The sequence below is a fragment of the Celeribacter halophilus genome (assembly GCF_018860305.1).
GTDB classification, from domain to species: Bacteria; Pseudomonadota; Alphaproteobacteria; order Rhodobacterales; family Rhodobacteraceae; genus Celeribacter; species Celeribacter halophilus_A.
In genome coordinates this window covers 588,452-615,272 of the sequence record NZ_JAHKPE010000019.1, presented here as the reverse complement: position 1 = coordinate 615,272, position 26,821 = coordinate 588,452, and the positions used below count along the sequence as shown (strand labels likewise).

23 protein-coding genes, 1 tRNA gene and 1 pseudogene are annotated in these 26,821 nt (G+C 59.4%); 8 read left to right on the top strand and 17 right to left on the bottom strand.

What is annotated here, in order from left to right; translation table 11 throughout:
* Positions 1–117: 117 nt before the first annotated feature.
* Positions 118–351 (top strand): annotated as a pseudogene (locus tag KO492_RS18875) (zinc ribbon domain-containing protein); the annotation flags it as partial.
* 270 nt (positions 352–621) lie between these two features.
* Here the strand turns inward: KO492_RS18875 and KO492_RS07295 are convergent.
* The 12 genes from KO492_RS07295 to purQ form a co-directional block, all read right to left on the bottom strand.
* On the bottom strand, positions 622–825 hold the full coding sequence (locus KO492_RS07295; RefSeq protein WP_216044360.1) for a hypothetical protein: 204 nt from the start codon (positions 823–825) through the stop codon (positions 622–624).
* Between the two features lie 48 nt (positions 826–873).
* Positions 874–963 (bottom strand) — tRNA-Ser (locus KO492_RS07290).
* Between the two features lie 130 nt (positions 964–1,093).
* Positions 1,094–1,810 carry an alanyl-tRNA editing protein gene (locus KO492_RS07285; protein ID WP_216044326.1) on the bottom strand — a complete coding sequence of 239 codons (717 nt, stop codon included), beginning with the start codon at positions 1,808–1,810 and terminating at the stop codon, positions 1,094–1,096.
* Complete coding sequence (locus tag KO492_RS07280) at positions 1,807–4,278, bottom strand: DUF3772 domain-containing protein (RefSeq protein ID WP_216044325.1); 2,472 nt, start codon at positions 4,276–4,278, stop codon at positions 1,807–1,809. Before KO492_RS07280 ends, KO492_RS07285 begins: the two co-directional genes overlap by 4 nt.
* Positions 4,275–5,321, bottom strand: coding sequence for a cysteine synthase A (locus KO492_RS07275; protein ID WP_216044323.1), 1,047 nt, complete (start codon positions 5,319–5,321; stop codon positions 4,275–4,277). Before KO492_RS07275 ends, KO492_RS07280 begins: the two co-directional genes overlap by 4 nt.
* A gap of 183 nt (positions 5,322–5,504) precedes the next feature.
* Entirely contained in the window at positions 5,505–6,860 is a 1,356-nt protein-coding gene (locus KO492_RS07270) for a cytochrome P450 (RefSeq protein WP_216044322.1), read from the bottom strand.
* Complete coding sequence (locus KO492_RS07265) at positions 6,857–8,071, bottom strand: hypothetical protein (protein WP_216044321.1); 1,215 nt, start codon at positions 8,069–8,071, stop codon at positions 6,857–6,859. The genes KO492_RS07270 and KO492_RS07265 overlap by 4 nt, the downstream gene beginning before the upstream one ends.
* 108 nt (positions 8,072–8,179) lie before the next feature.
* Positions 8,180–8,932 (bottom strand): cytochrome c biogenesis CcdA family protein, encoded by a 753-nt coding sequence (locus KO492_RS07260; RefSeq protein ID WP_066605029.1) that lies wholly within the window; start codon positions 8,930–8,932, stop codon positions 8,180–8,182.
* Positions 8,933–9,121: 189 nt separating this feature from the next.
* Positions 9,122–12,160 carry an Rne/Rng family ribonuclease gene (locus KO492_RS07255; RefSeq protein WP_216044320.1) on the bottom strand — a complete coding sequence of 1,013 codons (3,039 nt, stop codon included), beginning with the start codon at positions 12,158–12,160 and terminating at the stop codon, positions 9,122–9,124.
* A gap of 703 nt (positions 12,161–12,863) precedes the next feature.
* The gene (locus tag KO492_RS07250; RefSeq protein WP_066604776.1) at positions 12,864–14,198 is read right to left on the bottom strand and encodes a sigma-54-dependent transcriptional regulator; all 1,335 of its coding nucleotides are present in this window, start codon (positions 14,196–14,198) and stop codon (positions 12,864–12,866) included.
* Between the two features lie 91 nt (positions 14,199–14,289).
* Complete coding sequence (locus tag KO492_RS07245) at positions 14,290–16,071, bottom strand: sensor histidine kinase (protein ID WP_252735386.1); 1,782 nt, start codon at positions 16,069–16,071, stop codon at positions 14,290–14,292.
* A gap of 115 nt (positions 16,072–16,186) precedes the next feature.
* Positions 16,187–16,855, bottom strand: coding sequence for a phosphoribosylformylglycinamidine synthase subunit PurQ (purQ, locus tag KO492_RS07240; protein ID WP_216044319.1), 669 nt, complete (start codon positions 16,853–16,855; stop codon positions 16,187–16,189).
* 341 nt (positions 16,856–17,196) lie between these two features.
* Here purQ and KO492_RS07235 point away from each other — a divergent pair, with 341 nt between their 5' ends.
* A complete protein-coding gene (locus KO492_RS07235; RefSeq protein WP_216044318.1) occupies positions 17,197–17,631 on the top strand; it encodes a hypothetical protein in 435 nt (144 codons plus the stop codon).
* An 82-nt stretch (positions 17,632–17,713) separates the two neighbouring features.
* Here KO492_RS07235 and purS read toward each other — a convergent pair whose 3' ends face one another.
* Positions 17,714–17,944: a phosphoribosylformylglycinamidine synthase subunit PurS gene (gene purS, locus KO492_RS07230; protein WP_216044317.1), complete on the bottom strand. Its 231-nt coding sequence runs from the start codon at positions 17,942–17,944 to the stop codon at positions 17,714–17,716.
* Positions 17,945–17,987: 43 nt separating this feature from the next.
* Complete coding sequence (gene purC / locus KO492_RS07225; RefSeq protein WP_066604788.1) at positions 17,988–18,749, bottom strand: phosphoribosylaminoimidazolesuccinocarboxamide synthase; 762 nt, start codon at positions 18,747–18,749, stop codon at positions 17,988–17,990.
* Between the two features lie 244 nt (positions 18,750–18,993).
* Between purC and KO492_RS07220 the strand changes: the two genes are divergently transcribed.
* Together KO492_RS07220 and bmt are read left to right on the top strand one after the other, a co-directional pair.
* On the top strand, positions 18,994–19,305 hold the full coding sequence (locus KO492_RS07220; protein WP_216044316.1) for a DUF1476 domain-containing protein: 312 nt from the start codon (positions 18,994–18,996) through the stop codon (positions 19,303–19,305).
* Between the two features lie 201 nt (positions 19,306–19,506).
* A complete protein-coding gene (gene bmt, locus KO492_RS07215; protein WP_216044314.1) occupies positions 19,507–20,484 on the top strand; it encodes a betaine--homocysteine S-methyltransferase in 978 nt (325 codons plus the stop codon).
* Between the two features lie 19 nt (positions 20,485–20,503).
* Here bmt and KO492_RS07210 read toward each other — a convergent pair whose 3' ends face one another.
* Both KO492_RS07210 and KO492_RS07205 read right to left on the bottom strand, forming a co-directional pair.
* Positions 20,504–21,604: a PA0069 family radical SAM protein gene (locus KO492_RS07210; RefSeq protein ID WP_216044313.1), complete on the bottom strand. Its 1,101-nt coding sequence runs from the start codon at positions 21,602–21,604 to the stop codon at positions 20,504–20,506.
* 80 nt (positions 21,605–21,684) lie between these two features.
* Entirely contained in the window at positions 21,685–22,095 is a 411-nt protein-coding gene (locus KO492_RS07205; RefSeq protein WP_066604798.1) for a SufE family protein, read from the bottom strand.
* A 186-nt stretch (positions 22,096–22,281) separates the two neighbouring features.
* On the opposite strand from KO492_RS07205, the gene KO492_RS07200 reads away from it, so the two are divergent.
* The 3 genes from KO492_RS07200 to KO492_RS07190 all read left to right on the top strand — a co-directional run bounded on the left by KO492_RS07200 (position 22,282) and on the right by KO492_RS07190 (position 25,256).
* Positions 22,282–22,782, top strand: a complete 501-nt coding sequence (locus KO492_RS07200; protein ID WP_216044312.1) for a hypothetical protein — start codon at positions 22,282–22,284, stop codon at positions 22,780–22,782.
* A 65-nt stretch (positions 22,783–22,847) separates the two neighbouring features.
* Complete coding sequence (locus tag KO492_RS07195; protein ID WP_216044311.1) at positions 22,848–23,798, top strand: nucleoside hydrolase; 951 nt, start codon at positions 22,848–22,850, stop codon at positions 23,796–23,798.
* A 57-nt stretch (positions 23,799–23,855) separates the two neighbouring features.
* A complete protein-coding gene (locus KO492_RS07190) occupies positions 23,856–25,256 on the top strand; it encodes a protein adenylyltransferase SelO (RefSeq protein ID WP_216044310.1) in 1,401 nt (466 codons plus the stop codon).
* 114 nt (positions 25,257–25,370) lie between these two features.
* Here KO492_RS07190 and KO492_RS07185 read toward each other — a convergent pair whose 3' ends face one another.
* Positions 25,371–26,042, bottom strand: coding sequence for a hypothetical protein (locus tag KO492_RS07185; protein ID WP_216044309.1), 672 nt, complete (start codon positions 26,040–26,042; stop codon positions 25,371–25,373).
* Positions 26,043–26,106: 64 nt separating this feature from the next.
* On the opposite strand from KO492_RS07185, the gene KO492_RS07180 reads away from it, so the two are divergent.
* Positions 26,107–26,793 carry an endonuclease/exonuclease/phosphatase family protein gene (locus KO492_RS07180; protein ID WP_252735369.1) on the top strand — a complete coding sequence of 229 codons (687 nt, stop codon included), beginning with the start codon at positions 26,107–26,109 and terminating at the stop codon, positions 26,791–26,793.
* Positions 26,794–26,821: the final 28 nt, after the last annotated feature.

Genomic DNA, 26,821 nt, shown 5'->3' with positions numbered 1-26,821 from the left:
CACCGGCTGCTCACGAACAGTGTGGTAAAAGGCGACTTTCTATACGGAAAAGAGGCGGGGATAGAGACTGCGGTTCACGTTTCCGTACCGGAAATTATTCCGGCACATCGCTTCGACATGGCGCAGAAAATTCTTCGCGGACGGAACCCAAAAAAGACACCACCCCGAGACACGACAAGCAATATTCTGCTCTCGAAGATAGCAGTTTGTGGTCATTGCGGTTCGGGCATGACGATCTCGACCGGCAAGGGTGGAAAATACCGATACTATAGTTGCTCTGGCGAGATGCGCCGCGGAAAATCCACATGCCCAGGTATGCGCGTTCCGATGGATGCTTTCGATCAGTTCATCATCGAGACGTTGAGCAACCACCTGTTCTCGAACCAACGTGTCCGGGAAATGCTCTTGGACCTGATGGAGCGCCAGGCAATCCGGCGCTACGAAAAAAATGGCCATCTGGACCAAATCCGTGCCGAACTTAACGAGGCGGAAAAAAGGTTGAGGCGCTTCTACGACGCCATGGAAACCGGCGCGATCGATCCTTCCGAACCTACGTTCAAGGAGCGCCTGGCTGCGCTCACTGAAAAACGGAACCTCGCAAAAGCGGCGGAAGAACGCGCTTTAGCCGAACTTCAGCCGATTGCCAAGCTGACAGAAAAAACGGTAAAAACGTTCGCCGCCTTCGTCAGAAAACAGCTCAGCGAGGGAACCCTCCAATTCAAACGTCAGTATCTGCGCGCCGTCCTCGATAAAATCATCATCAACGAAGATAGTGTGAAAATCCTTATAGATCAGAGAGATATAGAAAATGCTGCGCTCAATCACGCCTCAGGCAACAAGGGGCCTACAGTAGTGCCCATTTTTATTCGGGAATGGCGGAGAGGAAGGGATTCGAACCCTCGAGACGGTTCCCCGCCTACACACTTTCCAGGCGTGCGCCTTCGACCACTCGGCCACCTCTCCGCCGGCGTCTATAGTGGAGATCATGGGGGGGGTGCAACCCCCAGATTGCGAGAAAATGAATGTTTTTTGACGCTTTGTGAAATCACAGGTTCTGCACGGGGGCGAGCGCCCTTGAAAACAAGGGTTCGCCTCAATCCAGAAGGATCGAGACCCGTCGGTTGTCGCGGCCTTTTTTCTCGACCTTGCCGAGACGCAGGCGACCGATTTCCGATGTGCGCGCCACATGGGTGCCGCCACAGGGTTGCAGGTCGACCTGATCCCGCCCCTGCCCGATCCGTATCAGCCGCACAGGCCCCTGCCCCACAGGCGGCATAACCGACATGGTTTTGACGATCGACGGATTGGCCCGAAGCGCCTCCTCCGTGATCCAGTCTTCGGACACCACAAGATCACGTTCAATCAGCGCATTGAGCTGCTCTTCCACCACCAGCTTGTCGATGATCGGTTCCGGCATCCGGAAATCGAGCCGCCCGCGCTCCGCCCCGATTGAACCACCGGTCACGGGATAGGGCAGCACCACTGACAAGAGATGCAGCCCCGTATGGATCCGCATATGGCCATGCCGGCGCACCCAGTCGAGCCGCTGCGTCACAACCGTGCCCACAGGCGGCAAATGGGCCGCTTCGGCGGGCACGAGGATAATCGCACCATGATCGCCCTTGACGGTCGTCGCGATGGTCAGGCCACCGCCCTCCCAATCCAGCTGCCCGTTGTCGCCAGGCTGACCGCCGCCCGTGGGGTAAAAGACGGTGCGGTCCAGAACGATGCCGCCTTCAGGCGTATGGCGCAACACGGTGGCATCGGCCTCTTGTAGATAGGCATCCTCACGAAACAGCATCTCGGTCATGTGCTGTCTCCGTCGGCCTCGCCATCCGGGCCGAAATCACTGTCGGTCAGCATCTGCCGCTCGGCAACGGCACTGTCCGTGTGTGGCACCTCAGTGGCTTGTGTCTCAGGCTGCGCGGAGGGGGCGGAAGGCGCGACGGCGGGTGTTTGCCCCGTGAGAGCTTCCGGATTCCGCAGCCAGATATCGCGTTGTGCAAAGGGAATCTCGATACCTTCTTCGGTGAAGCGTTTCGCAATCGCGTGGTTGATGTCGTTCTTCACCGCCATGATGTAGCTCACGTCACGCAGGATGGCCCGAATTTCAAACTCCAGCGCATCCGCGCCGAAGCTGAGGAACAAAACCTGCGGCGGCGGGTTCACGGCCACCATCGGCTGCGCTTCGGCAATCTCGCGAAGGATCGTCTCGACCTTGCGCGTGTCGGTCCCGTAGGCGACCCCGACCGGCACAATCACCCGCCCGATCAGATTGCCTCGGGTGTAGTTGGTCACCTGATTGGAAATCAGATCGGCGTTGGGCACAATCAGGTCGGTCTTGTCAAACGTCTCGACCCGCGTGGAGCGCACGGAAATGTCGCGCACATAGCCCATCTGCCCGTTGCCCACATCAATCCAGTCACCTTCCGAAATCGGGCGTTCGATCAGCAGGATGATGCCGGAGACAAAGTTCTGCACAATGTTCTGGAGGCCAAAACCGATCCCGACAGAGAGTGCTCCTGCGACAATCGCCAAAGCCGACAGGTCAATTCCTGCGGCGGTCACGGCCACGAGCACCGAGAGGAAAATCCCGAGATAGCCCGCCCCCGCGACAAGTGCATTCTGGCCGCCTTTGTCGAGCTTGGTCTTGGGCAGGATCGCAGTGCGCAAGGCGGCTTTGAAAAGCCGCGTCAGGCCGAGACCGATCATAAAGACCACGATGAGCAATAGCAGATCGCCCACAGATATCTGCACACCGCCCAGAGAATAGCCCTCGCGCATCTGCGCCCAGATTTCCCACAGCGTCTCCTCACGCACGCCCCAGATCAGGGCGAAGACCGGCAAGGCCGCAATCATCAGCAGCAAAGACAAAAGCACGGGGACAAGAGGTTCGCCCTCGTCCTCTCGCTTGCGGGTCATCAAAGCATAGAGATCATGCACAAGGCGGGACAGGACCACCAGAATGCCCATCAGCGCCAGAGAGCGCACCATGGGAAACACGATCCCCAAAGCGGCGGACATATAGCCGACCGCGCCCAAAGCGAGCGCCAAGACACTGCCCATCAACACAACACGCGACACGGTGCGGATGATCAGCGACGCAAACCCCGGATCAAGGTCTATCTCCCCCGTCTCATCAACGAATTGCGGTTGGGCCGAGACCATGATCTGCGCCAGACGGAACAGCGAGGCCGCCGTCACGGCCATCAGGACAAATGAAAGAACGGCGATGGTGGCCTCGGAATAACCGTCAATCTCCGCCAGAACCGTCAGGCCGCTCCCGAGCGCCAGCATCACCCCCGCAAGGGTGGCCATGCCGGTGGCTTCAACGCGGCGCGCGGTGGGGAGTTCGAAAAGCGCACCGTTGGGGCCGGTCTGGTAGAGCAGACGACCGACCAGCCAGCGCGACACGAAATAGGCCAGCCCAATCCGCGGCAGCGTCATAAAGATCGCCTCTCCGCGCGCGCCCAGCAGACCGGAAACCATAGCCGCTTCGGTAATGGCCATAAGCCCCAGAAGCGGGACGACGATCTGGCTTAGAGAAGCAAGAAACCCCGTCACCCCCTGTCCGGCGGCCCCACGCACACGCTGGCGCACAAAGCCGGTCATTTTCTCGGACCAGTAGCGCCCGCGAAACACAAGAATAATGGCAATCACCAGATAGAACACCAGCGTCGCCGCATTGGATTTGAGCCGTGCCTGACCGGTCTCGGAAGCCGCATTGGCACTGATGCTTGCCCATGCCTCAACGCCGGTCTTGCTCAGAGATGAGAGGGCCGCAGGCCAGAGTTTAGGGTTGAGAGGCGTCGGCCCCAGGGTCATCAGGGCATCGGCCTGACGGGCGCTCAAAGTGCTGTCGATCTCGGAAATCAGACCATTCGCACGGCTATAGGCCTCTTCGGCGGTCTTGACCGGAGCTTCGAGGTTTTCAAGCTGTGTGGTCAGATCCTTGCGCCGCAGCGCGATCTCATCGCTTTCGCTTTCCCCCTCGGCGGGCGCAGGGCCGAGCGCGTCGATCTGGCCCTCAAGCGTATCAATCCGGCTGGCGTTGGTGTCTTGGGCAGACAGGAAACTCTCGCGCCAGATGACGAGCGTATCGCGCAGGTCTTCCAGATCGGCGCTGGTCGTGTCCTCGTCGGAGATTTGCGTCTCGGCCTCAGTGGCCGCGCTCTCCCATTCCGTATAGTCCGGCGTGGGCGTGTCCTGCCCCACCGCAGCAAGCGGAAGGACAAGACAGAGAATCAGGAAAATGCGGCTCAGAAGGCGTGTAATCATACACCTTCATATACGTCAGGCAGGTCGCGCGGTCCACGGGTCAGCCATTCCGGCACCGGCAGATTTTTCTCTGCCAGAAATTCGGGATTGAAGAGCTTTGACTGATAGCGCGTGCCGTAATCGCACAGCACTGTGACTATCGTATGCCCCGGCCCCATCTCACGCGCCATGCGCATGGCACCGGCCACATTGATGCCCGACGACCCGCCGACGCAAAGCCCCTCATGCTCCAGAAGGTCGAAGACAACGGGAAGCGCCTCTTCATCCGGAATCTGATAGGCGAAATCGGGTGTGAAGCCTTCGAGGTTGGCGGTGATCCGCCCCTGCCCGATCCCTTCAGTGATCGAGCCGCCCTCGGATTTCAGTTCGCCGGTCTTGTAATAGCTATACAGTGCTGCACCCATCGGGTCCGCGAGGCCGATCTTGACACCTTTCGGCTGCAAGGCCAGCCCGACACCTGCAAAAGTCCCGCCCGAGCCGACCGCACAGATAAATCCGTCCACCTTGCCGCCAGTCTGTTCCCATATCTCGGGCCCAGTGGTTTCGATATGCGCCTGACGGTTCGCCGTGTTGTCGAACTGGTTGGCCCAGATCACGCCGTTTGGTTCGGTTTGTGCAAGTTCCTTGGCCAGACGCTCGGAATAACGGACATAGTTGTTCGGATTCTTATAGGGCGCAGCAGGCACTTGAACCAGCTCCGCCCCCGCCAGACGGATCATGTCTTTCTTTTCCTGAGATTGCGTCTCGGGGATCACGATCACCGTGCGAAATCCCAGCGCCGATCCGACGAGTGCCAGACCGATGCCTGTGTTGCCTGCTGTGCCCTCGACAATCGTGCCGCCGGGTTTGAGCGTGCCCTTTTTCAAAGCGTCCTGAATGATGAACAGGGCCGCGCGGTCCTTGACCGACTGGCCGGGGTTCATAAATTCCGCCTTGCCATAAATATCACAGCCCGTCGCCACCGACGGCCCTTTGAGCCGGATAAGGGGCGTGTTGCCAATGCTGTCGATCATATCACGTTTCAGAGGGCTGGGCGCAGACATAATGGGAGTCCTTTTTATCTCGCAGTCTATGAATGTTTAGGACGCACATCCCGCAAGCTCAAGGCTGGGCCAGCAAGAGAGGGATATTGTCCCAACTTTTCACTCCACACCGGAACGTGCGTTTTGTTTGAGGGCTAGGATAATGAGTATTTCCGCCATCAGAAAACCGTGAAAACCGCTGTCTCAACCCTCTCGCGGCGTAAGGCGCAGCCATATCCCGTCCTTGGACCGCACGGTCAGATGCGCCACGGGCACCGGCGTTTTCTCTGCCACAGTCTCGATGCGGAAGGCCCGCAAGATCAGCGCAAGAAACAGCACGCCCTCAACCATAGCAAATCCCGCGCCTGTGCAGACACGCGGGCCGGAGGAAAACGGGATAAAGGCGTCGCGCAGGCATGTCCTGCCATTCTCGGTCTTGAACCGGTCGGGATCAAACGCGTCGGGCCGTTCCCAGAAAATCTCGTGCCGCCCAAGGTGCCACGGAGACAGCACGATCTGCGCGCCTTTGGGCACATCGCGCGCGCGGAACCGAACCGGACATTTGGCTTCGCGCACCATCATAGGCACGGGAGGATAGAGCCGGAGCGCCTCCCTGAACACGTCCTTGATAAAGCGAAGTTTCGAGATATCGGAGAAAGCCGGTTCTGACGGAAGTTCCAGCGCCTCTTGTGCGGCCCGCGCCTGCACCTCCGGATTGGCGGCCAGAAGCCAGAGCGCCCACCCCAGTGCCGTGGCAGAGGTTTCGTGGCCTGCTAGGAAAAAGATCGCCACCTGATCGACCATCTCCTGTGTGCTGAACCGCTCGCCGGTTTGTGGATCGGTGGTGGTCATGATCTTGGTCGCGAGATCGTCCGGCGCCCTGCCCGCCTCGATCTCGGTCATGCGTGTGGCGGTCAGATCAGTGATGAGCTTGCGAATTGCCTTGGCCCCGTCCCGCGTGCGTTTGCGGTGAAACCGCGGCAGCCATTTCGGCAGCGGGATAAAGGCGGCAATGTTGAGAATAGGCTGGGCGCGTTGATAACCTTGGAACTCCTCAAAGACTTTCGCTGCCGTGTCATGGGTGATCGGGATCGAGAAAAGCGTGCGGAAGATCACATCGGCCGCGCCTTCGGAGGCATAGGGTTCGATGTCGAAGGCACCGTCCTGTTCCGCAAGCCGCGCGACAAGCTGTTCTCCTGCGGCCCGCATCGCCGGAAAGGTATCTTTCAGCCGCCCGCCCTCAAAAGCCGGATCAATGATGCGGCGCTGTCTTTGCCAAGTCTCGCCATTGGTGAGAAACACGCTTTCGCCCAGCAAGGGCCGCAAGCCTTCGGCCACGCGGCCCGATTTGGGGAAATTCATCGGCTCTTCGTTGAGCACACGTTTCACAAGCGAGGGCTGGTTGACCAAAAAGCTGCGGAAAAACGGCGTCTTATATTCGGCCATCCACGCGCGATAGAGTTTCGCAGGTTGGGCTGAAAGGATGTCCTTGCGGAACAGCTTGACGTAGTTGCGCAGACTGGTTTTTTCGGGCCGCGGTGTCGGCTTCGGAGGGATCATAACGCCATATCCTTAAATTTATTGGCCGGAACATCGATCCGGCTCGGGCTGGGCATGTGCGTCTGATATCGGGAGGCCAGTGTTGCACCACCGGCTGTAATTTTGAAATAGTCATATTCTGCGGGTTGATCGAAGGCACAGAGATATTGGAAATGCAGCCGGAAGAACCGTCGTTTGAGCGTGGCCTGTTTTTTGGGGCTGAGCGTCTGCGTAAAGGCGGCGGAAATCACCAAGGGCCATTTCTGATCATTGGGTGCGACGCCAGACACCTTGACCGGATCGCACAATGCAAAGGAACACGGATCCCCCGGCGCGGTGACATCAAGCCAGAATAGCTCCTCTCGCGCCGACAGAAAGGCCAGATCACGGCGCAGGACTTTGGCCTCCGGCAGGAACGATACCATTGGCACGACCTGGCCAAGCGTCAAAAAAGACAAGGCCGGCCCTGTTTCCGGCACCTCCCCCGCACGGATCAAATCCGCAAGAATGGAAATGCCCAGATGCGCGCCGGAGCTGTGCCCAATGAGCAGAACCTCGTCCCAGTCCTCGCGCAGAGCCTCGGCCAATTCGGTGCGGAACTCCGCCATGCGTGTGTCGAGAACCGGAGGATTCGCCCCGCGCCAACGCGCCGAAAACCCGTAGTCATGCATCAGATAGTAGGCAAACACCTTGCCGTCTTGCGACTTGAACCAGCGCAAGAGCGCAGCGCCGGAAACAAGCCCGAGCGCCAAGCCGATCCAATGCCCCCACAATCCGAACAATCCGCCCAGAGCCGTCACAGCCCAAACCAGCAGGCAGGCAAGGAGCAATTGCAGCAGAAGCACGCCAATCGGGTAAAGCGCGGCAATCACAGGGCCGCGCCGGAGTTTCATCAAGCGAAACAGCGCACCTGTGGAGGTATAAATCCATGCGGTGCGCAAAAGGACGAGATAGGTGCGGAAAATCCCCGCCTCCATGCTCTCCTGCACAATGTCGGACCAGACCAGCACGTCAATCTCGCTATGGGTCTTGGTCCCGTCAATCTCCACCTCGACCGACCAGCCGAAATTGCGGCCCTTTTTCGGGGAAAGGCTCAGGGTGTAGCCGGATATGTCCGCCTGTGCCGCGCCTTCCTTGCGATAGAGCTCGCGGTAGCGGCGCGGCGGAATGGGATCATAGCCGGGGATGTAAAACACCCGACGCTTTTTGACCTGTCCAACACACTCGACCATGACGAAAACCTTCAACGTTTCCATCACCCTAACGCGGGTTTGAGGCAAATTTAAGCCCTAAAGCCTATGGCTCGGATGTTTCGGGAACAGATCGACTTACACACCCGATCAGCCTAGCTGGCTCAGCGCGGGGAAGGTTTCCAGCAGCCAGTAGGACAGGCGTGAAAACGCGCCTGTGACCATCAACAGGCCCACAAGCAAAAGAAGCCCGCCCATGACCTTCTCGATCAGCCCCATATGGCGTTTGAGGCGGTTCATCAGCCCCACCGCGCGGGTGATAAAGATCGCAGACAACAGGAACGGCAGGCCAAGCCCGATGGCATAGGTCGCCAAAAGCGTGGTTCCGCGCGACACGGAAGCTTCGGATGCGGCCATGGAGAGAATCGCGCCAAGCTGCGGCCCGATGCAGGGCGTCCAGCCAAAGGCAAAGGCCAGTCCGAGGACATAGGCACCCAAGGCAGTGCCCCCCTTGTCACCCGCATCAATCCGCGCCTCGCGATCAAGGATCGGAATGCGGAAGACCGACAGGAAATGCAGCCCCAGAATGATGATCACAACGCCGGAAATCCGCGAGAACAGGATCTGGTTTTTCAGAAAAAACATCCCGAAGGCCGAAGCGGTGAACCCCATAAAGAGAAACACGGTGGACAGGCCCAGCACAAACAGAAGCGCGGGCACAATGGCCTTGCGCGAAGCTTTGCCACCACCGGTCAGCTCGCCCATGGAAATCCCGGACATATAGGCCAGATAGGGCGGCACGATGGGCAGGACGCAAGGGCTAAGAAACGACACCATCCCCGCCGCAAGTGCGACAAGCATGGAGGGCAAAAGCGTGGCGTCAAAGAGATCAATTCCAAACATATTCATGCTCATGCCACAGGAAATCGTCCCTGCCTAGCGTCGAGACTGTCGCATCCCCTCACATTTGCGTTGGGCATCGTTTCAATCTCCCGCTGCCACGCCAAAACCGGCATGATGACCGGAACGAAAAACGGCCGGGGACAAACCCGGCCGCGTTTCAATCTCATGTCAAACTTATAACAAAGCGACTTAGCGGCTCCACCAGCCGCGACGTTTGGGCTTCGTAGGCGCGGGCTTTGCCTCGGCTTCCGGTTCGGATTTCACCACCGGATCATCCTCCCCGACCGATGCCGCAACCGTTTCCGCCGGAGCGGGCTCTGTTGAGGCGGCCTCTGTCGGAGCGACTTCTGTCGGAGCGGGCTCAGCCACAGGGGCAACTGCCGGTTCTGACACAGGCTCGGCGATCACCTCTGCTGGGGCTTCGGCTGGAGCCTCGGCAACCGCAGGCGCGGCCTCTTCAACCGCAGGCGCAGCCTCAGCGTTCGCCGTATCAGCCACTGCCGCTTTCTCCGCCTCAGCCGCCGCTTTATCCGCTTCGATCTGCGCCTTGGTCCGGCGTTTGCGGCGGGGCTTCGGTTTTTCGGCAGCCTCGTCCTCTTTCGGGGCTTCTTCCGTCACAGTCTCGGTTGCGCCCTCGGACGTTTCCGTGGCTTTCTTGCGACGGGTACGGGTCCGCTTGGGCTTTTCTGCCGTTTCTTCCGGCTTGGCCTCAACGACCTTCACTTCATCACTTGTCTCGGCATTTGCCTCGGTCGCGTCCGCAGCCTCGGCCTTCTTGCGGCGGGTGCGGGTGCGTTTCTTCGGCGTTTTGACTTCGCCCGTTTCAGCCGGAGCTTCTTCGGATGTCTCCGCCGACGCCTCTACAGCCGCGCCTTCAGAATCCTCGCTGCCGCTGCCTTGAGCCTCAGCATCAGCGGCCTCGGCCCCGTCCGTCTCTTTGGACTCGCCCGAAGTTTCACTGTTGGACTCGGAGCGGGATTCGCCGTTCTCGTCCCGCGACTTCCGCCGACGACGCCGACGACGGCGCTTTTTCGGCTTCTGTTCCTCTTCCGCCTCGTCCGCAACAACCGGAGCCTCGACGACCTCGGCCTGTGCTTCTTCCTCTTCTTCCGGTTCTTCGTAATCCGACATCATATCCGCAGAGGCGGAAATCACAGTCGCACTTACTTCCGGCACCACACGGGTGGCGGTTTTGAACCGTTCGATGGTGAAGTCCGGCGAGATCAGGAAGGGATCGGCCTCGACACGGATCGCCATGCCATAACGTGCTTCGATCTGGGCGATCTTTTCACGCTTCATGTTCATGAGGTAGTTCACAATGGCCACGGGCGCTTTCAAAAGCACCTCGCGGGACCGCTTGCGGGTGCCTTCTTCTTCAAGTTGGCGCAGGATCGTGAGCGCCATATTGTCGTCGGAGCGGATCAGCCCCGTGCCGTGACAATGCGGGCACGGCTGGGTCGTGGCTTCCAACATGCCCGGACGCAGACGCTGACGCGACATTTCCAGCAGACCGAAACCGGAGATGCGGCCCACCTGAATGCGCGCACGGTCGGTTTTGAGCTTGTCTTTCAGACGTTTCTCGACCGCCGTATTGTTACGACGCTCTTCCATGTCGATGAAGTCGATCACGATGAGACCGGCCAAGTCGCGCAGACGCGCCTGACGGGCCACCTCTTCGGCGGCTTCAAGGTTGGTCTTGAGCGCGGTTTCCTCGATCGAGCCTTCTTTCGTGGCGCGTCCCGAGTTCACGTCCACCGCGACGAGCGCCTCGGTCACGTCGATCACGATGTAACCGCCGGATTTAAGCTGCACAGTCGGGTTGAACATGCCGGCGAGGTAGCTTTCCACCTGATAGCGCGCGAAAAGCGGCAACTGGTCGGCGTAATGTTTCACGTTCTTGGCATGGGACGGCATGATCATTTTCATGAAGTCCTTGGCCTCGCGATACCCCGCTTCGCCTTCAACAAAGACCTCGTCGATGTCCTTGTTATACAGGTCACGGATCGAGCGTTTGATCAGATCGCCCTCTTCGTAGATCATCGCGGGGGCGACCGATTTCAGGGTCAGCTCGCGGATCTGTTCCCACATCCGTTTGAGATAGTCGTAATCGCGTTTGATCTCGGTCTTGGTGCGCTGCGCGCCCGCCGTGCGGACGATCAGGCCTGCGCCTTGCGGCACTTCAAGTTCGCCTGCGATCTCTTTGAGTTTTTTGCGGTCTGCGGCATTGGTGATCTTGCGCGAGATGCCGCCGCCACGGGCGGTATTCGGCATCAGCACACAGTAACGACCGGCCAGCGACAGGTAAGTGGTCAGAGCCGCGCCCTTGTTGCCGCGTTCTTCTTTCACAACCTGCACCAGCATGACCTGACGCACTTTCACGACTTCCTGAATCTTGTAACGACGCGGACGCGGTTTGCGTTTCGGGCGCACCTCTTCGTCCGTATCATCGTCCGCAACGCTTTCGATGCTGTCGTCGCGCTCTGACGCCGTCTCGGCATCGTCATCAGACCCTTGTTCGTCTTCATCGTCAGAAGACTCATCGGCGTCATCAGAGGAAGCATCCTCCGCGCTGTCATCAGCCTCTTCGGCAGGTGCAGCTTCAGAAACGGTTTCTTCAACCGGTGCCGCTTCGTTTGTCTCGTCTTCGGCGGGTTCTTCGACCGGTGTCTCGTGAACGGTGAAAGCGGGCGATGTGCCCTCTTCGACCTCACCTGTCGCATCACCATCAGCGATCAGCGCATCGGCGTCCGAGGCTTCCGGTTCGATCACATCCATACCGGAGACCGCGGAGGCATCGCCTTCGCCGTCCGTTTCCGGCAGAGCGACATCCTTGGTCTCCACAGCATCATCGCTCTTGACCTCTTCGGCCTTGGAGCGCGAACGCGAGCGGCGGCGACGGGAGCGTTTGGGTTTTTCTTCTTCCTCTTCCTGTGCTTTCGCATAGGCCATTTCTTCGGCCAGAAGCGCCTCGCGGTCCGCGACAGGAATCTGGTAATAATCCGGATGGATTTCGGAGAACGCAAGGAACCCGTGGCGGTTGCCGCCGTAATCAACAAAAGCCGCCTGCAGCGACGGTTCGACGCGGGTTACTTTTGCGAGATAGATGTTGCCAGCAAGCTGGCGTTTGTTTTCAGATTCAAAATCGAATTCCTCGACCTTGTTTCCGTCCACCACCACAACGCGGGTTTCCTCCGCGTGGGTGGCGTCGATGAGCATTTTCTTTGCCATTGAGTTTGTCTTTCGGCACCCGGCGTAGCCGCACCTCCCCTGAAGGGCGTGCGGGACTGGAACGGGTGATTATTGGGGCGAGCGGTCCGGCAGAGGCAACGGTCGCAAGAAAACGGTGAGCAAAAGCTCCCGTTATTGCGTTTCTTCGTGCCTGTGCGCGTTGCATCGCGTTTCTTCTCCGGCGCATCACACGGTTCTTTGCCGTATCTGCGCCCATTTAAATCCCACGAGCCTTTAGGGCATTCGGGGCGGTTCGTGCCGAGGTTTTGTCATACCATTCGGCGGTATCGGTCTGCCCTGCGGGTGGTGTCGATGCGGTTCGTCGATCATTCTCGCGATCCCCGGACGTCCAGCGCACGCATGCAGCGAATCTTTTCACGCGGTTTCCGAGGGGCGGGAATGCCGTCACACGGACCTGCGTCTTTCTATCAGTAGTGACCAAAACCCTTCAACACAACCTACTAAAGCGATTTTCGTGCAATCGGGCACAGGATTGCCCCTGTTTGCCGCAAAAATGCATGAATATCGCACAAGTGTGAAATCCTGCGTGACGCCCGTTTTTCAAGACGCCGCACCGAACCAATGGTCACTCCGGCCATAAATGCAGGCGCTTCGGGCCATATTCGACCCGAAGCCCCCGACCTTATCGGCATCATAGGCGCACAAAGGTTAAGGTTTGCTCACCACGCGCCACTCCCGACACTCAAAGATAGTCCGAGCGCTGCAAGCCGTATTTGGCCATTTTCTCGTTCAGCGTCCGGCGCGGCAGGCACAGCTCGTCCATGACATTGACGATCGAGCCTTTGTGACGCCGCATGGTGTTGTCGATCAGCATACGTTCAAAGGCTTCGACATATTCCTTCAACGGCTTGCCTTCGGTCGTCATGGTCTGCTGTTCCGGCGCATCGGATTCCGAGAGCAGAAGCGAGGTGATCGAGCCGGAGCCGCGGCGGCTTTGCAGCACGGAGCGTTCGGCCACATTGATCAACTGGCGGATATTGCCCGGCCAAGGGGCCTGCAACAGTTGCGCAGCCTCCTGTGCGGAGACTTCCGGCGCCTCACAGCCGTATTCTTCGGCGAATTGCTGGCTGAGTTGCGTGAAGAGCAAGAGGATGTCCTCGCCCCGCGCGCGCAGCGGCGGCGTGGTGATCTTCATCGCCGCAAGACGGAAGTAGAGATCGGGCCGCAGCGCGCTCTCGCAGGTCCGCCCCTGTTCTTGCAGGTTACAGATCGCGATGATGCGGGTTTCGGGCGGGGTGCCCTGTTCGTCGATCCACTTCAAGAGCCGCGCCTGCAAGGTCATCGGCATGGCCTCGATGTCTTCCAACACCAAGGTGCCGCCGCGCGCCTCTTCGATCAGCGGCTGGATTTGTCCGTCAGGATCCGGTCCGAACAGCCGCCGCGTCAGATCGGCCTCGTCACGCCCTGCGCAAGCGAAGGTGATGAATTTCTTCGATGCCCGCGTCCCCACCGCATGGAGCGCATGGGCGACAAGGGTCTTGCCCGTGCCGGTTTCTCCGTCAATCAGGACATGGCCATCGGCCTGCCCCAGATCGAGAATATCCTCCCGCAGCCGCTCCATCACAGGGCTCGCGCCGATCAGCTTGTTCATAATGCCCGTGCCATCGGACAGTTCACGACGCAAGGCACGGTTGTCGAGTGTCAGGCGTCGTGCATTGGTGGCTTTCTTCGCCAGTTCCGTCATCCGGTCGGGATTGAAGGGCTTTTCCAGAAAGTCGAAAGCACCGATCCGCATGGCCTCAACCGCCATAGGCACGTCGCCATGTCCGGTGATCATAATCACCGGCAGACCGCTGTCCGTGCTCATCAGCTTTTTGAGAAACTGCATCCCGTCCATGCCGGGCATCTTGATGTCCGTGATGACAACCCCCGGATAATCCGGCCCAAGCGATTTGACCGCCTCTTCCGCACTTGAAAAGGTTTCCGTGTCAAAGCCTGAAAGCGCCAGCCATTGACTGATCGATTGGCGCATATCCTGTTCGTCATCGACGATCGCGATTTTCATTGCCGTCGCCATGGTCATTTCCTCTTTCTCCGGCCTTATGGCCTGTATCTTACTCGTTTATGCTCGGTTTTGCACGTTCGGGACCCATGCCCCTCCGGCGGTCTCATTCCGCCGCGTGCTGTGCCTCACGCGACAATGGCAGCACCATCTCGAAAGCCGCACCGCCCGTAGGCCGGTTGCGCGCCATGAGACGCCCGCCCAATTCCGTCACAATCCCCGACGAGATCGCAAGCCCAAGCCCGACCCCGTCGCCCGGTGCCTTGGTGGTGTAGAAAGGCTCGAACAAAGTGTCGAGGTCTTCGATCCCCGTGCCGTTGTCACGCACGGTCACACTTGCTTGCGTGCCGCCCAGAACACCGCCGGTGACAAGAATTTCGATCTGCGGCTCTTCCGAAGACTTGCTCGCATCAAAGGCGTTGCGCAACAGATTCACCAGCACCTGCTCAAGGCGCACACGGTCGCCATCCACCATCACCGGCTCCGGCGGCAGGCTACGGATGATTTCCACCGAGCCTTGCCGGAATTGCGGCTCCATCATGGAGAGCGCCGAGGCCACGCAATCGCGCAGATCGATTTGCTGCAACTCGTCCGATCCTTTGCGGGCGTAGGATTTCAACTGTTTGGTGATCGCGCCCATGCGTTCGATCAGATCATCAATCCGCCCGAAAGACGCCAGCGCCTCCTCCGAGCGTTTCCGCTGGATCAAAAGCCGCGCGCCGGCGAGATAGGTCTTCATGGCGGCCAGCGGCTGGTTCAACTCATGGCTCACGGCGGCAGACATCTCCCCCAGAACCGCAAGTTTCGACGATTGCGCCAGCGTTTGCTCGGCGACCTCCAGGTTTTTCTCCACCCGTTGGCGCTCGGCAATCTCGCGCTGCAAGGCCGCGTTCAACTGACGCAGTTCCGCGCTCTCGCGCTGGAACAGGCCCGCGCGCGAGACCGCGCGGCGCGAGGTCATATAGAACGCGCCGGACAGGAGAATGGCAAAGCCCATAATCTCCAGCGCCAGAAACCCGTTCACCCGCTCACGCACAGAGGAATAGGTCGTGAAGGACGTCATGCGCCAGCCCCGAAACGGAATCCGGCTTTCCAGACGCATCACCGCCTCGCCTCCCAGATAGGTATCACCGGGATCCGGCGACCAGTCGGTCGTCAGTTGAAACGCGCGTTCGATAGCCGTGGGCGCATCGCGGGTGGCCAGGGCCTCGACCTCCGATTTCGAACGCCAGCGCGGCTCGGTCGAAAGGATGATATTGCCTTCGGAGTTCACAACGATCACCGCATCCGAAATACTGGCCCAGCTTTTCTCGAACTTGGCGAGATCGACCTTGACCACGATCACCCCCGCCAGCGCACTATTGACGTCGATCCGGCGTGAGTAGCTGAATTCATAGGCCCCGTTGTCAAGCTGAAGCGCCTTGAAAATCGTGTCGTTGGAGCGCAGTGCATCAACGAAATTCGGAGACTGGCGGTTGTTCGCCCCCAAAAGTGCGCGATCCGTGGCCGCAACCACCCGCCCTGTTTCATCCAGAAGCGTAATGCCCGCCGCGCCGATCTCGTCAACATAGGAAATCAGATGCTGCGAGGTTTGTTGGAAATCATTCGAGGTGAGCGCACCGACCAGAACCGGATCCCGCGACAACAGCGTCGGCACGATGGAATTTCGCTGCAATTCGCTCATCAGGTTGCCCGCGTAAAGCGCCTGACGCACTTCGGCGCGGTTGCGGGTCTGTGTGGTGTAGCGTTCGGTCAGAAGCAGATTGGAGACCCAGACGACGCCGAAGGCCACGAGGACAAAGCCGACAAGGGCCATACGCCCGGTCCAGCCCATGGTGCGGGATTGGCCCAATTCTTTATTGCCCCCGATAGTATCGCGATCACTCATGACAGGAGCTTATGCTTTGCCCGACACAGGCTGCAAGGGGAAGCCACGCCGACCAGACCCCATAGGGGCCTTGGCAACGGGATGTTTGAGCAAATTCTTGCCGGAAACAGGTTGTTTAGGCGGAAACCACCGCATCAAGCAGCGAGGTGAAGAAGAGCTTGCCATCTTCATTGCCATGCTGCGGTTCGGCGGCGCGTTCCGGATGCGGCATCATACCAAGCACACGGCGGTTCTTGGAAACGATGCCCGCAATGTCTCGCTTCGACCCGTTCGGATTGTCTAGATAACGAAATGCCACGCGACCTTCGCCTTCGAGCATATCGAGCGTGCTTTCATCGGCAGTATAATTGCCGTCATGGTGCGCAATCGGAATGCCGATATGCTGGCCCTGCGCATAGGCAGAGGTATAGGGGCTGTCCGTGGTCTCGACCGCCAGAGGGGTGGTTTTGCAGATGTATTTCAGACCCGCATTGCGCAAAAGCGCACCGGGCAAAAGCCGCGCTTCGGTCAGAACCTGAAACCCGTTGCAAATGCCAAAAGCATACCCGCCGCGCTCAACATGCGCCTTCAGTGCATTGGTGATCGGAGAGTTGGCCGCAATCGCACCGCAGCGCAGGTAATCCCCATAGGAAAACCCGCCGGGCACACCGACCACATCAACCCCTTGCGGCAGTTCGGCATCCTTGTGCCAGACCATGCTCACATCCGCGCCCGCATTTTTCAGCGCCATATACATATCGCGGTCGCAGTTGGAACCGGGGAATTGCAGAACGGCGGCTTTCATCGGCTGGCCTCCTTGGGAGATAGGGGTAAATGCAAGTTGCCAGCCTGATAGGCTGCAAGGCACGTTCACGCAAGCCCATTAAAGACATTCTCAAAGAAGTTGAAACACAAGTTGATTGCCATAGTGCCCTCCCTTCAACGCCTTACCCCGCGCCCCACAGCGATCTGTATTTGGAAGACACCCTCGGAAATTCCGCACCTTTCCCGCTAAAATTGCAAGGCTCACGCAGATTGCGACCTCCCCATTAATAGCGAGTTAACCACTTGTAAGCTTATGATAGGTTCAACTCAGAAGGGTGTCATTAATCACCCCGACACCAAAGAGCTGTATGGAGACACGATTTGACGGTCCAAACGCGCATTATTGATCACGGGCGCCTTATATTCCTTCGCTTTACCGGCGTGCAAACCGCCGCATCCGTGGAAACAGATATTCAGAACGTCAGAAACCTTATCGGATTTCGCCCGGACATCCCCGAACTGGTCGACCTCTCGGACATCATCGAAGACAATATCGACTACAACGGCATGCGTCGTCTTGCCCGTATCGTAAACGACCAAACCCTCGATAGCGATTTCAAAAAACGCATCGCGCTCTACGCCCCGCATGAAAGCACTTTCGGCTCGGCGCGCATGTTCTCGACCCTCACGGAACTCGAAGCGGGTAATACAGTCAGCCAAGCCTTCCACACCCCCGAAGAGGCGCTCGCTTGGCTCGGACGGTCAGAAACCCGTTTTGAAGACCTGCCGGACTACGATCTGATTGCCGCCGAATAAGCGACCGGCCTCTCAAACCGGTCCCATGAAAAAAGCCGCCCCCAAAGGAGCGGCTTCCTATCTTGTCGCAATCCGGACCGGATCAGAGAATTTCGATCCGGTAGCTTTCGATCACCGTATTGGCCAGAAGTTTTTCGCACATTTCCTTGATGGTCTCTTCCGAAGTGCCATCGGCCAGATCCAGCATGATCACCTTGCCCTGACGGACCTCGTTGACGCCCTCGAACCCGAGCGCACCGAGTGCGTGTTGCACGGCGGCGCCTTGGGGGTCCAGAACACCGGTTTTCAGCATGACGTCGATGCGGGCTTTCATGGGGCTATCCTCTCAGGGTCATCAAAAGGGAGTCGTCAATGGGTCAGTTGATCAGCGTCGGCTTGTCGCCGATGGGACCGTTGGTAGGCAGAACGCCAAGGCGGCGTGCCACTTCCGTATAGGCGTCGGTCAGAGAACCGAGATCGCGGCGGAAAACGTCTTTGTCGAGCTTCTGCCCGCTTTCGATGTCCCAGAGGCGACAGCTGTCGGGGCTGATTTCGTCGGCCACGATCAACCGCATGAAATCACCGTCCCAGACACGGCCAATCTCGATTTTGAAGTCGATGAGCTTGATCCCGACGCCATACATCACACCGGACATATAGTCGTTCACCCGCAGCGCCAGCGCCACGATGTCGTCGAGATCCTGCTGGGAAGCCCAGCCGAAAGCGATGATATATTCTTCGGGCACCAGCGGATCACCGAGCGCGTCATCCTTGTAGGAGAACTCGATGATCGGACGCGGCAGGCGCAGCCCTTCCTCAAGGCCCAGACGTTTCGCCATGGACCCTGCGGCGTAATTGCGCACGATCACTTCAAGCGGCACGATCTCGCACTGGCGGATCAACTGCTCGCGCATATTGAGGCGTTTGATGAAGTGGTTCGGAATGCCCAGCGAGGTCAGACCCGTCATGAAAAACTCGGAAAGGCGGTTGTTCAGAACACCCTTGCCTTCGATCACATCCCGTTTCTCGGCGTTGAACGCGGTGGCGTCATCTTTGAAATATTGCACCAACGTGCCCGGTTCGGGGCCCTCGTAAAGTGTCTTCGCCTTACCTTCGTAGATTTTCTTGCGGCGCGCCATGGGGCCTCCAAAAGCTAATGGGGCCGGGAATCAACACGACCGGCCACTTCAGACCCGCTCTTTAGGGCATGCGCGCCACGCCCGCAAGTTCAGAGCCTCCCTCATAGCGCCGCTTGTGCAACATACCTGTGAAATAGCCGCACAAAGCGCGGAATTTTGGCTGGAACATTGATTTACATCCTTGTCCCCCCCAAGTCTGGCGGGCATAATCCGCACAAAGGTTTTTAACTAGGAGGAGCCTGCCATGACCACCTTCGACGAACGTGAATCCGCGTTTGAAAACAAATACGCTCATGACGCTGAGGCTCAGTTCCGCATGGAAGCCCGCGCCAACAAGAAACTCGCCATCTGGGCCGCCGACAAACTCGGCAAGTCTGCGGACGAGTTGGACGGCTACATCAAAGACGTCATGCGGGCCGACATGAAAGAAGCCGGCTTTGAAGACGTACTTGCCAAAGTCTCCGACGATCTCGGCGATTCCGTGAGCCTTGCGCAACTGCGCGAGCTTTACACGGGCTTTCTGAGCGAAGCGAAAGCTGAACTGACCGAAGGCTAAAACGCTTTTCGTTCGGTCAGGCAATGGTTTGACCAAAGCCCTGCTCTGACGGATTGCTACACAGAACACATTCACAAGGCCCGCATATCATGTGCGGGCCTTCTTTTCAGGGCAGATGGCCAAATGCCGCCCCGCCCGCACAACGCTACAAGGAGCTAAGATGCGACCGAAGCGGAAGTGCTGAACACAGAGAGGACACAGATGAATATCCGCTCTCATGACAACATCCTGAGCGACTTGCTCGCCTCCCGTGAGTGGCTTTTGGCCGACGGGGCCACAGGAACAGAACTCTTCAAGATGGGGCTGAATCCCGGCACCGCGCCCGAACTCTGGAACACCGACCAGCCAGACAAAATCGCCAGGCTCTATCAAAACGCCATTGATGCCGGTTGCGATATTTTCCTCACCAACAGTTTCGGTGGCACATCCGTTCGGCTCAAACTCTGTGATGCCGCGGATCGCGTCTTCGAACTCAACCACGCCGCCGCCCGCATCGCACGTCAGGTCGCTGACGCCGCAGGGCGTCCGGTGGTGGTCGCTGGCGCAATGGGGCCTACCGGCGAAATCCTGCAACCGATCGGTCGGCTGTCCTATGACGACGCCTTCGGGATGTTTCTGGAACAGGCGCAAGGCCTCAAAGCGGGCGGTGTCGATCTCGTCTGGATCGAAACCATGTCCTCCTTCGAGGAATACACCGCCGCCGCAGACGCCGCAGTTCAGGCCGGTCTGCCTTGGGTCGGCACCATGAGTTTCGATTCGGCGGGACGCACGATGATGGGGATCACCCCGTCCCAACTGGCCCACAAGGTCGAGAGCATGGTCAACCCGCCGCTGGCCTATGGCGCGAATTGCGGTGTCGGAGCCGCCGAAATGGTTCGCAGTGTGCTCGACTTTGCCGCTCAGGGTCTGGATCGCCCCATCATTGCCAAGGCCAGCGCCGGTCTGCCGCGCGAGGTTGACGGGCAACTGCGCTACCTTCTCACCCCTGCCATGATGGCCGAATACGCCTGTCTTGCCCGTGATGCGGGGGCGCGGATTATCGGCGGGTGCTGCGGCACAACGCCTGCGCATCTCAAAGCCATGAAAAACGCGCTGGAAACCCGCCCGCGCGGCCCGCGCCCGACACTGGAACAGGTGGTCGCCGCCCTCGGCCCTTTCTCCCCCGAAGAAGAAGACTGAAACCTGAACCCCGCGCGGCTCAGAACAGGCTCAACTGGTCCCCCACCTTGGGCGGCACCGCAAACAGGTCGCAACGCAGCCGGGGCCCTGTGCGCGACAGCCCCGTGCGGTTCAGGGCAATATCGAACCGCTTGGCCATAAGCTCCGCCCATTCGCCCTCACCCTGCATCCGCGTGCCGAAATTGCTGTCATTGGCCTTGCCGCCGCGCAGCTCGCGCACACGGTTCATCACACGCGCCGCACGCTCCGGCACATGGGTTTCAAGCCAGTCCTCGAACAGAGGCGCAACCTCCAGAGGCAGGCGCAGCATAATATAGGAAGCGGTTCTGGCCCCGTGGCTGGCCGCAGCCGAAAGGATCGCCTCAAGCTCGTGGTCTGTGAGCGCGGGAATCACCGGCGCGACCATGACACGCACAGGAATCCCCGCATCACTGAGCGCCCGCATGGTTTTGAGCCGCCGCGCGGGCACAGGTGCGCGAGGCTCCAACTGACGCGAAAGCCGCGAGCCGAGCGTGGTGACGGAAACGCCCACCTGCACCAAGCCCTTGGCCGCCATCGGCCGCAAAATGTCGATGTCGCGTTCGATCAGCGTGCCCTTGGTCACGATGGTCACCGGATGGTTATGGGCAGCGAGCACCTCCAGAATGCTGCGCATGATCCGGTCGCGCGCCTCGATCGGCTGGTAGGGATCGGTGTTGGTGCCCAGTGCAATCGGCGCGACCTCGTAGCTTCGGGCCGCAAGTTCACGGCCCAAAACCTCCTCCGCGCCCAGTTTGCGGGTCAGACGGGTCTCGAAATCCAGCCCCGGAGACAGGCCGAGATAGGCATGGGTCGGGCGGGCGAAACAATAGGAACACCCGTGTTCGCAGCCTCGATAGGGGTTGATGGAGCGGTCGAACGGCACATCGGGGCTGTCATTGCGGGTGATGATCTTGCGCGGGCGTTCGTCCACTGTGGTGGTGCCAGCGACACGCTGCTCCACCTCACTGTCCCAACCGTCGATAAAGGTTTCGCGCGCCAGACGCTCGAACCGGCCCGCGGCATTGGACGTGCTCCCCCGCGCTTTGGGCAGGAGGCCAAGCGGCAGGGTTTCGGAAAAGAAAGTGGATTCGCGGCTCATGCCGCAAAACTAGAACAAAATGAGAACATTTGCCAAGGGCCTATCTGCTCACAGACAGATCAACCGATGGAAACGCCCTCTTACGCCGCCTTTTGTGCGGTCTCGCGGATGCGTTCTACCATAGCGCGCAAGCCGTTGGACCGCTGCGAGGACAAATGTTCATCAAGCCCGAGCCGTGCGAGTTCCGCAGGCGCATCCACAGCCAGAACCTCCTGCACGGTCAACCCTGCATATAGCTCGTGCAAAATGGCGATCAACCCCTGCACGATCATCGCATCCGAGGCGCCTTGAAATTCGAAACGCCCCGCCTCGATCGTCGGCACCAGCCAAACCTGAGAGGCACAGCCTTCAACCTTGGTGGCGGGCACTTTGAACGCCTCGTCCAGCGGCGGGAAGGCCTTGCCCAACTCGATCACATGGCGGTAGCGATCCTCCCAATCGTCCAGAAACTCAAAGGTTTCGACAATCTCTTCGAAATTCTCAGTCGCCATGATCCATTCCTTGGCCTGTGGGGCATTTGACGATTTCTTACGCCCTCCCCCGTCAAAGGTCCAGATGCCCGCGAGACAGCCGCCGTTTTGCGCGCCCACTTTTCACGGCTGGGCTTTTCAAGGCGGGGCTTTTCGGGTAGCCCTTGCACCACGAAAGTTTCAGGGCCGAGAACAAAGGGGTGTCCGATGCGGCGTCAGGTGATCATTTCAGGGCTGGTTTTGTCGCTTGTGGCTGGCTGTGCCTCTGTGCGCGAGTCGCGGTTCAACCCGATGAACTGGTTTGGCTCCTCCGAACCGGTTGCGGCGGCACAGGCCGGACAGCCTCAACAGGTGCGTAAAACCCTCGCCCCGCGCAAGGGCTATGCGGTTTTCGTCGACACCCGTGCCCTTGCCCCGACGATCAGCGAGATGCAGATGGTCAAATCCGCATCTGGTGCCATTGTGACCGCCACGGCGTCCCTGCCCTCCACCGGATATTATGACGCCGAACTGGTCGCGGTCCCCTCTGGCAGCGCCGACACGCTCGTGTTCGAATTCCGCCTGCGCGCGCCCACAAAGGCCTCCCCCGCAGGCACACCGGCGCAACGCAAAATCACAGCGGCGAAATCCCTCTCGAATGCCGAGATTTCAGGCATTCGCACCGTCATCGTCAAAGGCGCGGACGGCGCACGGCAAGTCCGGCGCTGAACCGCTTTACATCCGTGCCCTTCAGGACCATCTTGTGCGTCTGAAGATTGTTGAAAGGCACGCACATGTCGGATTTCCCACGCAAAATCATCATCGATACGGATCCGGGGCAAGATGACGCCATGGCCATTCTTCTGGCGCTTGGCTCACCCGAAGAGGTCGACGTTTTGGGCATCACCGCCGTGGCGGGCAATGTGCCGATCGAGCGCACGGCAGAGAACGCCCGCAAGGTTTGCGAAGTGGCCAAACGCCCCGATGTAAAGGTCTTTGCCGGCTGTGACCGCCCGATGGCCCACACGCTTGTGACTGCCGAACATATCCACGGAAAAACAGGACTCGACGGCATCGAACTGCCCGCGCCGACCATGCCCTTGCAGGAGCAACACGGGGTCGACTTCATCATCGATACGCTGAAACGCGAGCCTGCCGGCACGGTGACACTGTGCCCGATGGGACCTTTGACCAATATCGCCACGGCCTTTGAAAAAGCACCGGAAATTATCGAACGCGTGCAGGAGATCGTCCTTATGGGCGGGGCCTATTTCGAGGTCGGCAACATCACCCCCGCCGCAGAGTTCAACATCTACGTCGATCCCGAGGCCGCTGATATTGTCTTCAAATCCGGCGTGAAACTGACCGTGATGCCACTTGATGTGACGCATAAGGTGCTTGTCACCGCGCCGCGCCTTCAGGCCTTCCACGACTTGGGCAACCATCTGGGCGAGGTGGTCGCGGGCTGGCTCGATTTCTTCGAACGGTTTGATATCGAGAAATACGGCTCCCTTGGCGGCCCGCTGCACGACCCGACCGTGATCGCCTATCTCATCAAGCCGGAGCTGTTCTCCGGCCGTTTCATCAATGTGGAGATCGAGACCCAATCGAAACTCACCCGCGGCATGACGGTTGCCGATTGGTGGGGTGTGACGGATCGTGCAAAGAACGCGACCTTTATGGGGGATGTGGATGCGGACGGGTTCTTCGAGCTTTTGACCGAACGCGTCCGGCGTCTGGCCTAGGGGCATGCTGTCGATTGAGTATTTGGACAGCAAGGAAAACGGCCCTACATTCCTGTCATGACACATTTTGATAACAGCTACGCCCGCCTGCCCAAGCGGTTTCACACCAAAATCGCGCCGGAGATGTCTCCCGCGCCCGAAATGGTTTTATGGAACGAAGGGCTGGCCGAGGCTCTGGGCGTTGCCGATTGGGATGCCGAAGTCTGCGCAGGCAATGTGATCCCCGACGGGGCCGACCCTCTTGCGCAGGTCTATGCGGGGCATCAGTTTGGCGGCTGGTCACCGCAACTGGGCGACGGGCGGGCGGTTCTTCTGGGCGAAGTTGTCACGGATCAGGGCCGGTTCGACATCCATCTCAAAGGCGCGGGGCGCACGCCTTATTCGCGCAACGGCGACGGACGGGCGTGGATCGGACCGGTTCTGCGCGAATTTATCGTCAGCGAGTTCATGCATGCCGCAGGTATTCCCACCACACGCGCGCTGGCTGCGGTGTGCACCGGCGGACGGGTGCAGCGCGAGCGGTCCTATCCCGGCGCCATTCTGACCCGCGTCGCCGCCTCGCACATTCGGGTGGGCACATTCCAATATTTCACCGCTCAAGGCGATGAAGAAGCGGTTAGATTGCTGACAGAGCATGTTCGCGCAAGGCATTTTCCGCAAGCGGACAGCACGCTTGAGCTTTATGCGGAGATCGTCAAGGCGCAGGCGCGTCTGATCGCCGGATGGATGGGGCTTGGCTTTGTCCACGGGGTGATGAACACGGACAATATGGCGGTCTCCGGCGAAACCATCGACTACGGCCCTTGTGCCTTTATCGACGGGTATTCTCCGAAGGCGGTTTACAGCTCCATCGACCGTGCGGGGCGCTATGCCTATGAGCAACAGCCCTCCATGGCGCATTGGAACCTGGCGCAGCTCGGCTCCTGCTTCGTGCCGCAAATGGAGGCGGAACTGGGTGGACAGCAACAGGCGATTGAGGCGCTCACCGAGATTTTGAACAGTTTCCCCGATCTGTATCAGGCCCAGTGGCGCGCGGTCTTTGGCGCAAAGCTCGGCATTGCCGACCCGCAGGACGCGGATGTGGCGTTGATACAGGAGCTTCTCGGCTTGATGGCCAAGGACGGGGCCGATTTCACCAACACGTTCCGAGGCTTGCTGGATGGCACCGCGCGGGACTGGGTGCTGGATCGTGCGGGGTTTGATCTTTGGGCGGAGCGCTGGCAGGACCGTCGCGCGTCGAACTGGCAGGAGATCATCGCCAAGGCCAGCCCCGCCGTAATCCCGCGCACGCACCGGATTGAAGAGGCGATCCAAGCCTCTCTGGCAGGGGATGACAGCAAGGCAAAGCGTTTGGCGCGGGTGTTGACGCGGCCGTTTGATCTGGCCGAGGAGGATCGGGATTTGACGCATCCGCCGCGTGAAGACGAAGTGGTGCATCAGACCTTCTGCGGGACATAGATGTCGCTCACGCCAGCCCCTAACGGGGCGGCTCCGCGTGGGCGGGTACAGCCCCGGGCGACAATCGTCGCCTTCTCCGCTTCACCGCGTGGAGAGCTGTGACAGAACAACACCTCACTTCGAGCGATATTTCCCGAACAGGCGGCTATTGCGGGTGATAAAATCGCGCAAGAGCCCCGCAAAAGGCGCACGCCCCCAGCGCACATAGATCGCGCCAGAGATCGCGCCCACAAGCCCGCCGCCGGCATCGACAATCAAATCCCACATCGTGTCCTGAAGGCCGGATTTCTGCATATTCGTGCCAAAGATCTGGTCCATGGAATATTCGAATATCTCCCAAATCGCGCCGATCGACATGGCAAAGGCAAAGGCGAACAACCCCATAGCCCAAGGGGGGGCGGCATAGCGGTCGCCTTGGAACAGCATGAAAATCGCAACAAACCCCACGAGGCCGAAGCCCACAGCCGAGCCGCCATGCAGCACCACGTCCCACCACCAGTAACGATTGTAGAAATCCCCCACCTCGCCCAGAAACAGCGTGGCGAAGATGAACAGGACGATACCCGCCATGAAAGATCGCGGGATATAGATGTGAAACCGCCGCGCGAACAGAATCGGCATCAAGGTCAGGCCGAAGGTGCCCAGCGCGATGAAGGACGAGGTATAGCGCGCCGTCACAAGACCCGCGACGAACTCCCCCAAAAGTGCCACCCAGACAAGCTTCATCACCAAAGGTTGCTTGCGGGCTTTGGCAAGCCAATATTGCAAGGTATCTTTCAGCGGCATGGGTGAAATCCTGTCATTGCGACCTTATGTTAATCGTATGTTACCGAAAGTGGAAAGAGACGCCTTGCGTCTGGCCTCATATAATCTGCGCAAATGTAAAGGCACCGACGGGCAACGCGCGCCCGGACGTGTCATTGACGTGATCAACAGCCTTGAGGCCGATGTCGTCGCATTGCAAGAAGCCGATCTGCGACTGGGGCCACGACCTGCCGCGCTGCCCGGACGGATGATCGAGGCACATACGGATTTCATCGCTCTGCCCGTCAACACCTCTCCCGTCTCTGTCGGCTGGCACGGCAATGCAATCCTTGTGCGCAAAAGCGCAACCGTCGAGGCGAACTATCGTTTCGACCTGCCGGGACTGGAGCCACGCGGGGCGGTGGCGGTGGATCTGCCCCACCTGCGCGTGGTCGGCGTGCATCTGGGTCTGTTGCGCGCCTCACGGCAAAAACAGCTTCACGCCATACGCCAGCACCTCGCAGGTCTCGACGACCGGCCCACCGTGATCCTCGGAGATTTCAACGAATGGTCCCGCAGGCAAGGGCTTGATCCGCTCAAAGACGCCTTCGACATTCACGCGCCGGGCCGGTCTTTTCACGCCTCGCGCCCGATTGCCGCGCTGGACCGGATTGCCTTTACCCAAACCCTTGCCCTGCGCGATGCGGGCGTGGTTGAGACGGAACTTTCACGGCGGGCTTCCGACCATTTGCCGATCTGGGCCGACCTGTTGCTTGCAAAACAGTCTAACTGACGAAATTTCCACTAGGATACGCCTCCGA